A 13,990-nucleotide genomic window follows, 5' to 3' on the forward strand; every position below is an offset into this window, starting at 1 on the left:
TGCCAAAATGCAGATTAATTGGCTTTCTTCTTTTTCTTAGTAATAAAAATTGCTGCTAAAACTGACACAATAATGATTATGATAGCTGCAGCAGTAACTGACGAAGCAATTATGGCTGTTAATTTGGCATTGTTGGCATTTTCAACTGGCTTGATATTATATGATGAAAGATCAATTGCTAAAAGCTCTTTAGAATTATGATTTTTGTCATCTTTATACTTAAAATAAACTATTGGACTACTTGCTGAGAGCAATTGACTAGATGATTTATATTCCTTAAAGTTTAATTTATCAAATGAATATAACACTTCGTCATCAAATTTTAAATTGCTTTTATCTATAATTGAATTTTCAGAAATAGTCTTAGGTAAAATTTCTCATTCATATACAAGTTCATTTTTGCCATCAGCAAATGAATAATTTTTGTTATTTATTTTAACTAAACTTTGATATTTACCGCTATCAATGTGCTTTGAATCATTTACCAAAACATCTGTTTTAAAGCATAATCTGTCTAGCCCTAAATTATGCTCATAGCCATCATATACAAATCTATTATTTAAATTTTTAGGAATTTCAATTATAAGTTTCTCTACATTTATTAAATGTTCATAAACATACTTTTTGCCATTTAATTCATACTCGAATTCAATCTTGGAATCACCATAATTGATATGCTGGCCACTTTGATAACTAACTTTTGTTGGCTTAACAAACCCCACTTTTCCATTGCTTTCAACTGAGATATTAACTTCTTTAAGATTAATTGTCATTAATGCTTTATAAGAGTCTTTCAGATTAGAATCAATAACTTTAGCTTCATTTTTTGTTTCAAAAATAGCTTTAACTATTATTGGATTTGCATATGTTTGATTGTTGTCTTTTTGTCTATTGCCTACATAATTAAAATCTAAAACATTAGTCCTTAAGCCCTTGATATGATCATATGTAACATAATATTTGTTTTTGTTACTGTCAAATGGTAAATCTGATTCAATTCCATTTTTGTTAATGTAGGTATATTTCAAAAAATTTGAATTTTCCTTCTTTAAATCAGGCAAATAGTGCTTGCTAAATGATCCACTTTCTAAAAATGGAACTTCCGTAACTAAGCTATCAGCATTTGATCCATCTAAGTCAAAGTAAAGTTTTACAAAAGTATATTTGGCTTTTTCATCCAGTCTGTAAAAATGATATTTTCTTTTTGATGCTAAGTAATTACCTGAAAATACAGAAATATCAGCATCAAAGCTGTCATCTTTATATTTTTCTAAAAAATTATTAACTTTAGAATCTATTAATTTGTCATTTTTTACTTTAAAATAGGTATTTTCGTCATTTTTGCTATTTGTGTAAAGTAATCTATTATTAAAATTAACTTCATTATTTTTGCTTACTAAAACAACTGGTGTGTGATTGTTTAAAACATAACTATTATTTGCATGAAAAACAATGTGTGGTTTGTCACTAATTGTTCAATATGAATTAGACTGAATAGCTTCAGTCCCGTCTAAAACATATATTTGTCGTGTCTGTGAACCACTATGATGCTCATTGTTGTTAATTAAGTTGTAATCATAAAACAGCTTAACTGAATAAGCCCCTGATTTTAATGGCAACTTACTGTGTAATTTCACACCATTATTTTTGACATATTCAATATTAAAATAGGTAGAAACATCTATTCCGTCTTGATATACTTTGGCAAAAATATTATTAAGTTTTGCGACTTTTTTGTTTATCTTATACTCTATTTTTATGTCTTGCGTAGACTTAAAAATATTTCTATTTTTAGCAAAAGTGTTTTTACTTCTGTTACCATAATTTGCACTGTTGTAATAGTTGCTAAATTCATTTTCATAGATTGCGTTACTTTCAGAAATCAATATATCTTGACCAACATATTTATATCCACTATATTCATTAATAACTGCACTTGAATTATAAGGAAGAAAATTCACCCCATCTCTGTTGCTATATAAATTGTCACTGTTTAAAATAATTCAAGCTCCTGTGCTGCCATCAGTTGCTTTATAATTATCATCCCATCCAATAATTGACACTGCATGAGTGTTTTCTCTGCCTGTTCCAACTAGTTCATGTACTTTAATTTTTGAATTTGACTTAGTTTCTACATCTTTATAGTATTTTTCGTTTGAGACTGTTTTATAGCCTCTTATAGCAACAAACAAAGAACCATTTTTGACTATATGTTTTTTAATATTTTCATAATCATAGCGATTGAAGTCGACTCTTTCAACTGCTTTTCTAAAATTTTTGTCTGTATGCTTGTTAAATAAATCTCTTAACTTTTGATGATATACTCCCTTATTTGGAACATAATATAAATCGCCAAATTTAAAATCTGATTCATATGAAATACCATTATTAGAGATTAGCCTATCATAATCATCAAATCAAGCACCACCACCAACATTATTAGTGTCATTAATTGTGATGCTAGCTTCTGAAAAGTCATACATTTCATTAGTATTTAGCATCAATGAAGTCTCTAGTGACTTTGTTGCACTAAAGTCTCAACATAAGCCAGTGTTATATTGATACTGATTAAATAAAATATAGTCATCTCTTAGTGAAAAATAAGTGCTTTTGTGCTTTTCATTTATAACAGCACTATTATTAGTCATATTGTTACTACTAGCACTTGGGCTTGTGCTTAATGAAAAAACTGAAGCAAAAGGAGCAAAAAATATTGTTTTGCTAAGAAAACGGCTGCCATTTTTGATTTTTACCAAATCCACCATTACGTTTATTATACTAATAAAACTATAAACAAACCCTATAAATAAAAAACATATCCGCTTGAGATATGTAGAAATTAATATAGTCTGACCTCTTTTTATAAATCTAAATGCTATATTCCTTGACCATGTTTATGAAATGCTAACACAAAAGCACAGAATATTATTCCAATCATAAACACAAATATTGTTCAGAAAAATAGCTTTTTGTCATGATGAGCATGATAAAACTCTGGCAAGAACTCTAGGATGCTAATGAAAATAAATATACCTGCAATAAATGATTGCACCATCGCCCTTAATTGTCATATATTGTAAATATATTTTCCTAAATATCCACCCAAAAGCATTGCGGGCAAGAAAAGAAATAAACATAAAGTGCTAATAAATAATGCTTTTGCTCTGCTTCAGCCCATTTCTCTTTGACGGTAGTAAAACAGTACTTGTTCAGGAATTAAATGAAGTATTAATGAAATTAAAAAGGCAACCGAAGTTGATGTTATTCCTTTACTTTCAATTCCACTAATAATAAATCCAATCAAAAACCCTTCGGGAATTCTGTGAAGTAGTAAAAGTAGAATAGCAACTAATTTATAAGCAGGCTTGCTTTGTGCATTACTTGAAATTTGAATATCATGTGAAGGAGCAATTTCATGCTCATGATGATCTAAATCACCATGATCATGTCCGATGTCATGTGAGTGCAAAAATAGTCTAGCAGCCTTATCAGTCGCAATTTTGCTATTAATAGACTTTCTTACTAATTGTCTAACTAGAGCAGCAAAGCCTATACCTATAATTAGCCCACCTACGACAACTAAAATGTTTCAGCCATAGATTTTAAAGTCACTATTTAAAATAGCACTTGTGTTAATTGAACTTATTTCTAATGACTCTTTTAAAAAGCCAAAAGTAGCCATCGTAAGGAAAAATCCACACATAAAAGCATATAAAAGCACGGTGCCTTTGCTATTTAGTTTTTCCTTAGTAAAAGCAAAAATCAAGTTAACTAGAAAAGGGATAAGTGCAATTAAAATAAAGACAACTAAAATTGCAATAAAAATTGCTAAAGGTTGGTTGTAGCCTAAAGATGAATATAGTGAATTTCAAAATTTAGTCATTGTTATTCTTCAAATTCAATGTTGTGAAATACTTCCTGAACATCGTCATCATCTTCTAATTTGGCAATAAAATCTTGAATTTTTTGAGCTTTTTCGCCAGTAAATGTGACTGTTGCATTAGGTAAATAAGTAATTTCACATTGCATAAATTCAGTGATATTCAAATTGCTTTCAATAGCGCCTTTGCAAGTTGAAAAATCTTCCACTGAAGTTGTAATAATAAATGATTCATCAGTAGCTTCAATATCTTCAGCCCCGTTTTCCAAACATACTATGGTTAAGGACTCTTCGTCAACTAGTCCCTTGCTAATTTCCATTATGCCTTTGTGATCAAATTGAAATGGTATAGTGCCTGTCTTACCTAATTTTGCATTTTGTTTATTAAAGTATGACTGAATATTACTTGTTGTTCTATTTACATTATCACTTAAAGTAACAACTAAAAATGTTGCACCACCACTAATTGTTGCATTGTAAATAATTTCGGTAAAAACTGCACCATCTTTAGCATTACCTTTTGCTTTGTCTAAAGCTCTTTCAATATTGGCCTTAGGCATGCTTTTTGCTTTAGCTTTCGAAATTGCTAATCTTAATGCAGGGTTAGAACTAGGATCAGTGCCCCCTGGTCCTGTTGCTGCTACATATATTTCCTTAAACATTTTTTGGAAAATTTTTCCTCTAGCAGCGTCATTTGCGCCCTTTTTATGTTTTATTCCTGCTCAGTGTGAATGTCCTGCCATATTTATTCCTTTCTTTTTCTAATTAAAACTTCATCGATTGCAAGTGGCATTCCTGCCTTATTTCTTTTATGCATACTATATTTATGCATTCTTTCAATTTTTGCAACAGAATTTGGCCTTATGTCGCCCTTATCATTAAGTAAATAGCTATCTAATTCATGATAAGTAAAACCTAATTCATCCTCATCATTTTGCCCTTCTCATAAACCTGCTGAAGGTTTTTTATTTATGATACTTTCGGGTACATTTAAATATTTAGCCATCATTCTAACTTCTGACTTAAGTAATTTTGAAATAGGCAATAAATCAACTCCGCCATCTCCGTGCTTGGTGAAATAGCCTATAAAATACTCATCTTGGTTGTCTGTGCCCATAACTAAATAATTATTTTGCTGTGCATATGCATATAGAGCAATCATTCTAAGACGTGGCTTAATATTGCTAATCGAAAGCAAATTATCTACTTCATTATTCAATGATTTTTTAACTTCTTCAAATGATTTGTCTAATAAAACTGTTTTGAATTTTAAATTAATTGCCTTTTCTAACTTGCTTATGTCTTCAAGATCATGATTCATAGAATCAATTGGCATCACTAAACCTAAAGTATCATTAGGAAAAGCCTTTGCACATAATGATGCAACTAAAGCACTATCAATTCCGCCAGATATGCCAACTACACATCCTTTTGCTTTAGCTCTTTTCACTCTTCTTTTGATTCACGAAACTAAATATTCAGTATAAATCTTTATTTTTTCACTATCAAAAGGAGAATTGAAGCTATTATCAACTCTTAATCCAATTCTCTTATTCATGACGACCGCCGTTGCAAATAAATATATAAATAATTCTTTATTATTTTACTATATTAATATCTAAGTAAATTTAAGCTTTATATTATTTAGCAAATAAAAATCTTGCTCTTGCAAGAAATTATTTCGATTGTAGCTTCATAAGCACTAATTTCAACTCGTCCTCATCAACCATATTTGCTTTTATGTCCCTGAGTTTTAAGGCTTTAAATAAGTTTGAATTTTCATCAGCTTCATTAAAAATTGCACTTCTAACTGCCATATAAACAGGCGTTGGAGAATTTAGCTTTTCTCAAGCAGTTTCGCTTAATTCAATTAATGCTTCTAGTGCTTCAGGATCTTTATCTAAATTAGGAAACTCTAAAAAATCAGTGTAGTTTTGTCTCTTAAATTTGTCTAAATGCAACTCTATTTCAATTCATTTTTCATACAATTCAAAGTCTTTAAATAATTCAAATCCATACTTAGCACTAATGTTTATATCTAATTCATTTTCAACCAATGATCCTGAATTATAGTATTGTTGATTGTTTCTAAACTCTGAATCAACAAATCATAAAAGCCCTATTATTTTATAATCAGCAAAACTTTGCTTTGCTAGTTCAACATCATTTTTAAATTTGTCTCAAACCTTAATTGCTTCATTAGCTGAAAAAACATCTCTTTTTCTCTGCTTTATGAAGTAATATTTTTTATTTTCTTCATCTTTAAAAGCAAAAGTAAATCTTGCACTTTCAATTATTTTCTCATCTAAATTATCAGCGCTAGATTTAGTTACTGAAACTCTGCTTTCAGCTATTTCATAGCCTGATTCGGAAAAAATATTGACTGAACAATTGGATAAAAATTTGTAATACTTGTTCTCTTGACTTCTGTAAAATGCCTGTTCTAACTTTATCTTAAAGTTCAAAGGACTTAAAAATGAAATGAACCGATATGGAGCTTCAGCTAATTTATAAATTAACTTTTTAGCATTATGATTTAATAAATTGAATTTTAAATCTTGTTCAAATTGTTCATAGTTCATATTATTGTTTTTCCAATTCAATTTCACTGTTTTTATTTAATTCATCTAAAATTTCTTCAACTGCATCTGCATCATCAGAATCATTTAAAGCACCAACATTTATTGTATTTTTTCTAAATGTAATAAATTTAGTAAATGGTCAACGCACTTTTTTGGATATAACTAGCAAGTTCAAAAAATTACTCATTTGTTTACCAGCTACTTTTATTGGCGAATGTGTTTCGCCAATTTTCACAGCAGGGCAATTTAATTCATTTGCATAATTTATAAAATTATCAGTGCCAATGATTGAATCTTTATCGCCAATAATGAATATTAACTTTTTAGCAACTTCTCTGTATTGTGTGTTCAATTTTTCCATAAATGATGGCTGCAAAATGTATTTATCTAACAAGTTATATCACTTGCCTTTTCTACTAAATGAATCAATTAATCTTTTGCCCTTTTTGAAAAATTTAGCACCTCAAACAAACAATTTACCAAACATTGATGGCTTACCAGTTTGTGGTCCAATTACATTATGAAGCAATTTATATGACTTATTTTCTGTCATAGTTGGATTAATTGTTGCTAGCATAAAAATTTTTTCAACTCTTGGATCCTTAGCTAATTCAACAGCAACACCGCCAGCCATAGAATGAGCTAAAATGTGAATGTGTTTTGACTTAATGCCCTTTAAAACAGCCTTAGCCAGCTCAATCCAGTCATCCAAAATAATGTCTTCAGGGTCAATATCTGGAGCGTATTTGCTGCCTGGAAAGTTCACTGCAACAATGTTAAATTTATTATCATGCTCCAGTAAATTATCAATAAATGAACTATTTGAATTTAAGCCATGCAAAAATAAAATAGTTGTGTCATACTTATTATTTTTTGCATACACAGGCATCTTTTGACCCTTAAAATTCACATAATTCATCCTCATAAATATCTCCTCTTTTATCCACAAAATTTACTAATTAGCCTGTTTTATAGTGCTTTAAGATCTTTTAATTTAAGCACAGCCACCATCTCAATATGATAAGTTTGGCTAAACATATCGCAAGGTTTTAAAAAGATTAATTCATATCCTGCCTTAATTAACTGATCAAGATCTCTACACATTGTGTGGGGATTACAACTTATATAGCCTATTTCAGCAGGCCTTATATCTATTATTTTATTCAAAAATTCACTACTTAGTCCACTTCTTGGTGGATCAACTACTACTGTATCAATCTTTTCATTTATTGAATCAATTGTTTTAATAACATCGCCTGCAATAAATTCAGTATTTCTAATGTTATTAGCTAATGCATTTTCCTTGGCATTTATAACTGCTTCTTTTATTATTTCTAACCCATAAACTTTTTTAGCCTTTTGTGCTAAAAATAATGATATTGTTCCAATCCCACAATATGCATCCAAAATTACTTTGTTTGAATCTAAATTTAGATTATCTAACAAAAGCGAATACAGCTTTTCTGTTTGCTTCGAATTAATTTGAAAGAAACTGTTTCAGTTATACTTAAAGCTAAATTTGCCTATTCTATCTGTCAAACAGGTTTTTTCGCTTAAATATGAACAGACAACTTTATCATTAACAATTACTAAAATTGTTTCTATATTCCCAAATTCTTTAGCAATATCATTAACAAACTGTTTAGATAAATCAAACGCTTTTGATACAGTAAAATAAAGCATTATTTTTTTATTTACATAGCTCTCTCTTAAAGTGATGCTTACAAGTGTGTTTTTAACATTTTTAAAGCAGTCATAATTGTTAATGTTTTTGCTAAGTCAAAGTAAAACATTTTCAACCTCTTTAGAAACTAAATCATATGAATCTTGCTCAATTAAATTATGACTATTTTTTTCATACAAGCCTATTTTAATGGCATTTTGGACATTTTTTGTAAATACTAATAATTTGTTTCTATACCTTCATTCATAGTCACTTTTTAATATTGGCAATATGTTGGTATAATGAATATTCCGTTTAAATAATTGCTTAACAAAATTCTCTTTAAACTCTAACTGATCACTGTATGAAATATTTGCTAGTGGTGCTGAGCCACTTTCCATCAGCTTCTCATTTATAACTTTGATTCTTTTTGCTGAATCATTGTATCTTTTGATTACTTTAGCAAAAGCAAATTTTGAATTTGCTTTTTTAATTAAAATATCAGCCCTCTCGCCAGGCAATAAGTTCTCGACAAAAATAGGATAATCATCAATTTTTACTGTGCCTAGTCCTTCATAAGAATGATCAATTGCAGTTACATTTTTTACAACAGTATTATTTTGAAGCTTCATAATTCAATTTTATTAAATAAAAATCCTTTAATAAACATATAGCTTAAATTAAAGGATTCGAATCAATATTGTAGGGAGTAAAATTTTGCAAAATTTCATGGATTAATGACTCAACTTTAAAAGAAAAACTAGGGTTTGTTTCAATGTGTCTGTAGTAACTAGCTAAATCTTCTGGCTTGAGCAAAGAACATAAGACTGTAAATTTATTATTAGCATTTCTATGCTGCAAAATTTCGTAAACAAAATCATATTTAAATCATTCGTTATGCTTTTCAAAACCTAAGTCATCAATCACCAGTAAAGAAACATTTTTGAGTGAGCTTTTTATTTCATTAAGTGAAATACTATTAGACATTTTTTTCTTTAAATAATTAAAAAGATCATTAAGTTTTATATAAGCAGATGAAATTCCTCTAGATGCAAAACTGTTAACCATTGCATTGGCAATATAAGTTTTACCAGTGCCGTTTGAGCCATAAATATAGATGTTTTGGTTGCTTTCTAAAGGCTTTCTTTTTTCCAGTATATTTCTTACATAATTAATTTTGTTTATAAGTTCCTTGCGTCTACTTGCAGGTATATGGAACTTTGTGAGTTTATAATCAGGATTAGTTTCATTAACTTCAGTCAAGATGATATTTAATTTTCTTGTTATATTTTTTGCATAATCATTTTTTGCTGCTGACCTTTTTATAACAAGAGCATCATTTTTACGTGTCACAGTATAAACTCAAGGATATATGTCACTATTATCTAGCGATTCTTTAATGTTTAAAAACTCAATTAAATTATCTTTTAACTCACTGTCAGTAATATTCAACTGTTTAATACACTTGACGATTTTAGGATTAGATTTAATTAAATTCATAACCTTAGTTTCAATCTCGTCAGAACTTCCATCAACAAGACCTTCCAGGTTGTTAATTCAATCACGATCTCTCATTTATTCTCCTAATCTTCAATTAAGGACTCAGCACTTTCATATGCATCTTTTTGCATTGTTATTGATTTTAAATAAGTTGCTTTATACAATTCTTTTTTAGATATAGTGCCTTTATTTTTGAATCCTTGCAAGTTATCTAAGTGCTTTTCGACTTGTGCAAAAGAAAACATTTTTTTGTTTATTAAATCAGTAATTATTTTCTTAACATAAGTGTAGTTAATTCTACCATTAACATCATAAGCATAATAAAAAACTAAATTAATGCATGAATCGCTTAAATTATTATTTTTAGAAAACTTAATTAAATTAACAATGCTTTCAGTTGGAATTTGACCTGAAACTTGAGAAAAGAAAAATCTTGAATCTGTCTTTAAAATAGCCTCATAAGGATTAGGATACTCAAAAGTGTTTAAATCAAGCTTTTCTTGAATAAACAAATTAATTTCTTTTGTGCTTACATCTGATGAATCTAATTCATATGACAGTGCGGAATCGTTTAGGCCTCTTTCGTTGTCCATTGACTGATCAGGTGCAAAAACTTCATCAAACTTTGCTGATGCATCTAATAAGTATTTAGCTTTAGAAAGAAAAATATTTTTCTCTTTGCCCATCAGTCTTTCAAAGTTTTGCTTGCCCATTGTCTTGATTAATTTGTTAGCTAAAAGTAAATTTTTTCTAAAACCAGAGCTGTCCAAAGGCTTTTCTAAAACAAAAACTGTCTTACGGTTAAATTCATCTATCAAAGTAGACAAAAGAGCCACTGATTCCAGCATAATTCTAGCCTTATTTAAGGTTTTTATGTCCATATTTAACAAATAGGTCAAGCTCTCGAAATCAAATATGCCATATTCATTAGAATCAATGTGTGTTAGGTCTCTTAAATACTCATAAAGCAGTATAGATTCACTGCATAAAATAGGTGCATAAAACTTACGCAGATTTTTAAGATCTGTGCTGCTAATTTGCAATGAGTTTTGAATAGTAAAATATGGATATTGTAGCGTTTTTAACATACTTAAAACTCCTTGCAAATATAAATAAAAATATTGTTCTAAAAGTATTTTAACTATTTGCAAATAGTATTGTCAAAATTAATTCAAATAATGCATCATCACACAAGTTATTTGCAAAGATATTAACAATTTGGATTTGACCAAAAATAGCGTTTTTCATCATTTTTGGGGCATTTTTTTCACTTATTGCCATTTTTGTGAAGTTATCCACACCCCGCATAGTCATATTTTCGCTCCTATTTTTCTCCGGTGTTTCGAGGCATAATATAATATCAAAAAGTTTGCTAAAATCATAATTTTTTCCAATTAATTTTGGTATTTCTACAAAATCAAATTTTCCCATTTTTATTGCTTTATAAACTATTGGAAAAATTGCCTTTTCCAAAAGGTCAATATTATAAGGATTTTGGGAAATTCATGATTTTATTTTGCTCTTTGAAACCCCATTTTCATCACATAAAAAATCACCTATTTGATTCTTTATAGCTTCATAGCCTTCGTTGCCTTTTTGATAGCTTTTTTGGACAAATTCATCGCAATTAAACACTGAAAATCCATGCTCAATGAGCTTTTTACTAAATGTTGTTTTGCCAACTCCAATTTTTCCAATTATTGCAATCATTTTTTAGCCTCTTTTAACTTTAATATATTCATCAATTGCTAGATTAGCACACTTATTATAGGCTCTTATTAGTCCGCCACCGCCTAACTTAATCCCGCCATAATATCTTATGACAAATACAACTACATTCTCAAGCTTTTTTAGCTCAATAGCGCGAGCTATTGGCCTCCCGGCTGTGCCACTTGGCTCACCATCATCGCTAAATCCTAAATTATGACTTTGAGCACTATAAAATGAGTATGCATGACAAATATGTGTGCTTTTTTTGTGCTCTTTTCTAAGCATAAGTTCATATTTTTTAACATCTTCTTTTGAACAAACATCAAACACATAGCCTATAAACTTAGACTTTTTAATTTCATACTCACACATAGCAATATACATACTAAAATTCTACTATATTAAACATAGGCAAAAAAAGTATAAAAAAAATGGGGCGGATGAAGGGATTCGAACCCTCGCATGACGGGACCACAACCCGCTGTGTTAACCGCTTCACCACATCCGCCATTTTAATTTGTAAAACAATTATAAACTAAAACCTATATTTATAAAGCTTTTAACATTTAAATTTATTAATAAATATAAAATTAGAGTAATGATTTTGCCTTTTAAAATCAAAAAACTAAAATTCTAAATAAAGAAAGCTTGGTAAATAAAATGAATAAGCTAGCAACTAATATAATTATTAATGCTGATTGCATTGAAACTTTGAAAAAGCTTCCTAATAATAGCATAGATCTAATTTTTGCTGATCCTCCATATTGAATGAGAACAAGTAAAACCTTATTTAGAGTTGAGGGCACAAAGTTTAATGGTGTTGAGGATGAGTGGGACAAATTTGAATCTAACAATGATTACGTACAGTTCACTAGAAAATGATTAAGTGATTGTTACAGAGTCTTGAAGCCTAATGGCTCATTTTGAGTTATTGGCGGAATGCAATGCATTTACACAATAGGCGGGCTGAAGCAAGATTTAGGATTTTGAATCATAAATGACGTTATATGACACAAAACTAATCCTACACCAAATTTCAAAGGGGCTAGACTCCAAAATAGCCATAAAACTTTAATTTGAGCAACTAAGAATCAAAAGTCAAAATACACATTTAACTATAAAACAACCAAAGAATTAAATATTAATGTTGCAGACTATAATAAAGGAAACCGTAAACAACTAGGCAGTGTGTGGTCAATTTCTGTTGTTAATGGTAATGAGAGACTAAAGGATAGTGAAGGCTTAAAACTTCATAGTACAGAAAAGCCCGAAGAGCTTCTTTATAAAATAATTACTATAAGTTCAAAAGTTAATGATATAGTTCTATATCCTTTTGCTGGCACTATGACAACTGGCAAAGTAGCTAAACAAACAGGCAGAAAGTACATAATGATAGTGCAAGATGAAAAATATTGTCATTATGGTGCAAATAGAATAGAAAAAACTAAGGAAAAGATAGGCAATATTGAATTAGCAACTTTTGACATAAAGCCCTTAAAAGTAGACTTAAAGGATATGATTGCTAATAACTTTTTGCACATTAATGAGCGCTTTTATTTAAAGAACATTAATCACAAAAATGTTTATTTAAATTCTGACGCAAAGTTAACTGACGATAATGGGCAAATTCACGATATTCATTCAAAAGCTGCACTATTATTAAACAAGAAAGCGTCTAGAGTTAATGGATTTAATTACTGGTATGTTATGCGTAAAGATAGAACTGTTTCAATTTATGAAATTAGAAGTTTATATAGAGAATATTTATCAAAAAAGCAAATTAAAGAATAATTATTGTCCAGAAGCCCTATAAATAAGCCATATATGTCTTTTTTAGTATTAAAAATATTCTTATATGACTAAACAAAATTAAAAGACAGTTTGCTCACTGTCTTTTAATATTACAAATGCTAATCAAATAATGATTATGCTTGCTCTATATTTTGCTCTTTGCCCTTTTTGTATGTTAAGTATGATACCAAAATTCCTATAGCACAGGTAAAAACGATTAATGAGTAAATATAAATATCCTGCTTTGGTTGATATCAAAGTAAATAACACACTAATCATTGATGATAATAAAGTTCTGAATACTATAGCTATTCCATTTTGCTTATGGAAATGATTTTTACTAAAGAGTTCATATGATGTTGAATAATAAATAGGGATAAATAATGAATAAGCAAATTGCTGTAAGGCAATTATAAAGACATATGAAATTAAGTTTACTTTTGCTTCTGAGTTCATGAAAAATAGTCAAACAAAGTTTAAGGTTCCTAATACAGTAATTAATGTTATAAACAGCGATTTGCTTTTTTTAATTTTTGACTGAAAAAAATAAATAATAATAACGCCTAATAGTGAAAAAGTTGTAAAAATTATAGAAAAGTAAAAACCTCAGTTATCAATTTTGTATTCAGAGTTCCCAAAACTATTAAAATATTGAGAAAGTCCTGAAGTATTTGGAAACAAGAATATTCCTATAAAAAGTGAACCAGACAAAATGAACATTCATGACATTACAATATTTGATTTTTTTAACTTATTTTCGGCACTATCTGTCAATGCGGGCGCACTAAATACAGTTGCTTCTTTATTCACTTTTAATGAATAGTACAAAATTCCCGAAACTAAGTAAGTAACCATATTCATTGT

The 13,990-nt window shown here is 29.0% G+C and carries 13 protein-coding genes and 1 tRNA gene; 1 reads left to right on the top strand and 13 read right to left on the bottom strand.

What is annotated here, in order from left to right; all coding sequences use genetic code 4:
* Nucleotides 1-14 precede the first annotated feature (14 nt).
* The 12 genes from MAGB_RS01695 to MAGB_RS01750 all read right to left on the bottom strand — a co-directional run bounded on the left by MAGB_RS01695 (nucleotide 15) and on the right by MAGB_RS01750 (nucleotide 11,843).
* Nucleotides 15-2,765, bottom strand: a complete 2,751-nt coding sequence (locus tag MAGB_RS01695) for a C1 family peptidase (protein ID WP_004024089.1) — start codon at nucleotides 2,763-2,765, stop codon at nucleotides 15-17.
* A gap of 110 nt (nucleotides 2,766-2,875) precedes the next feature.
* Entirely contained in the window at nucleotides 2,876-3,883 is a 1,008-nt protein-coding gene (locus MAGB_RS01700; RefSeq protein WP_004024090.1) for a ZIP family metal transporter, read from the bottom strand.
* A 2-nt stretch (nucleotides 3,884-3,885) separates the two neighbouring features.
* On the bottom strand, nucleotides 3,886-4,623 hold the full coding sequence (locus tag MAGB_RS01705) for a YebC/PmpR family DNA-binding transcriptional regulator (RefSeq protein ID WP_004024091.1): 738 nt from the start codon (nucleotides 4,621-4,623) through the stop codon (nucleotides 3,886-3,888).
* Between the two features lie 2 nt (nucleotides 4,624-4,625).
* Nucleotides 4,626-5,438, bottom strand: a complete 813-nt coding sequence (gene nadE, locus MAGB_RS01710) for an NAD(+) synthase (RefSeq protein ID WP_004024092.1) — start codon at nucleotides 5,436-5,438, stop codon at nucleotides 4,626-4,628.
* A gap of 118 nt (nucleotides 5,439-5,556) precedes the next feature.
* Nucleotides 5,557-6,462, bottom strand: a complete 906-nt coding sequence (locus MAGB_RS01715; protein ID WP_004024093.1) for an HpyAIV family type II restriction enzyme — start codon at nucleotides 6,460-6,462, stop codon at nucleotides 5,557-5,559.
* A 1-nt stretch (nucleotide 6,463) separates the two neighbouring features.
* On the bottom strand, nucleotides 6,464-7,387 hold the full coding sequence (locus MAGB_RS01720) for an alpha/beta fold hydrolase (RefSeq protein WP_004024094.1): 924 nt from the start codon (nucleotides 7,385-7,387) through the stop codon (nucleotides 6,464-6,466).
* A gap of 44 nt (nucleotides 7,388-7,431) precedes the next feature.
* Nucleotides 7,432-8,757 carry a 23S rRNA (uracil(1939)-C(5))-methyltransferase RlmD gene (gene rlmD / locus MAGB_RS01725; protein ID WP_004024095.1) on the bottom strand — a complete coding sequence of 442 codons (1,326 nt, stop codon included), beginning with the start codon at nucleotides 8,755-8,757 and terminating at the stop codon, nucleotides 7,432-7,434.
* 43 nt (nucleotides 8,758-8,800) lie between these two features.
* Complete coding sequence (locus tag MAGB_RS01730; RefSeq protein WP_004024096.1) at nucleotides 8,801-9,700, bottom strand: ATP-binding protein; 900 nt, start codon at nucleotides 9,698-9,700, stop codon at nucleotides 8,801-8,803.
* A gap of 8 nt (nucleotides 9,701-9,708) precedes the next feature.
* On the bottom strand, nucleotides 9,709-10,713 hold the full coding sequence (locus MAGB_RS01735) for a DnaD domain protein (protein WP_004024097.1): 1,005 nt from the start codon (nucleotides 10,711-10,713) through the stop codon (nucleotides 9,709-9,711).
* Nucleotides 10,714-10,762: 49 nt separating this feature from the next.
* Nucleotides 10,763-11,335: a dephospho-CoA kinase gene (locus MAGB_RS01740; protein WP_004024098.1), complete on the bottom strand. Its 573-nt coding sequence runs from the start codon at nucleotides 11,333-11,335 to the stop codon at nucleotides 10,763-10,765.
* 3 nt (nucleotides 11,336-11,338) lie between these two features.
* Nucleotides 11,339-11,719, bottom strand: a complete 381-nt coding sequence (locus MAGB_RS01745) for a YigZ family protein (protein WP_036433191.1) — start codon at nucleotides 11,717-11,719, stop codon at nucleotides 11,339-11,341.
* Nucleotides 11,720-11,767: 48 nt separating this feature from the next.
* Nucleotides 11,768-11,843, bottom strand: a tRNA-His gene (locus tag MAGB_RS01750).
* A 152-nt stretch (nucleotides 11,844-11,995) separates the two neighbouring features.
* Between MAGB_RS01750 and MAGB_RS01755 the strand changes: the two genes are divergently transcribed.
* Complete coding sequence (locus tag MAGB_RS01755; protein ID WP_004024100.1) at nucleotides 11,996-13,126, top strand: site-specific DNA-methyltransferase; 1,131 nt, start codon at nucleotides 11,996-11,998, stop codon at nucleotides 13,124-13,126.
* 78 nt (nucleotides 13,127-13,204) lie between these two features.
* Here MAGB_RS01755 and MAGB_RS04460 read toward each other — a convergent pair whose 3' ends face one another.
* On the bottom strand, nucleotides 13,205-13,987 hold the full coding sequence (locus MAGB_RS04460) for a hypothetical protein (RefSeq protein ID WP_235750728.1): 783 nt from the start codon (nucleotides 13,985-13,987) through the stop codon (nucleotides 13,205-13,207).
* Nucleotides 13,988-13,990: the final 3 nt, after the last annotated feature.

It is taken from the genome of Mycoplasmopsis agalactiae 14628 (assembly GCF_000266865.1).
Taxonomy (GTDB): Bacteria; Bacillota_I; Bacilli_A; order Mycoplasmatales; family Metamycoplasmataceae; genus Mycoplasmopsis; species Mycoplasmopsis agalactiae_A.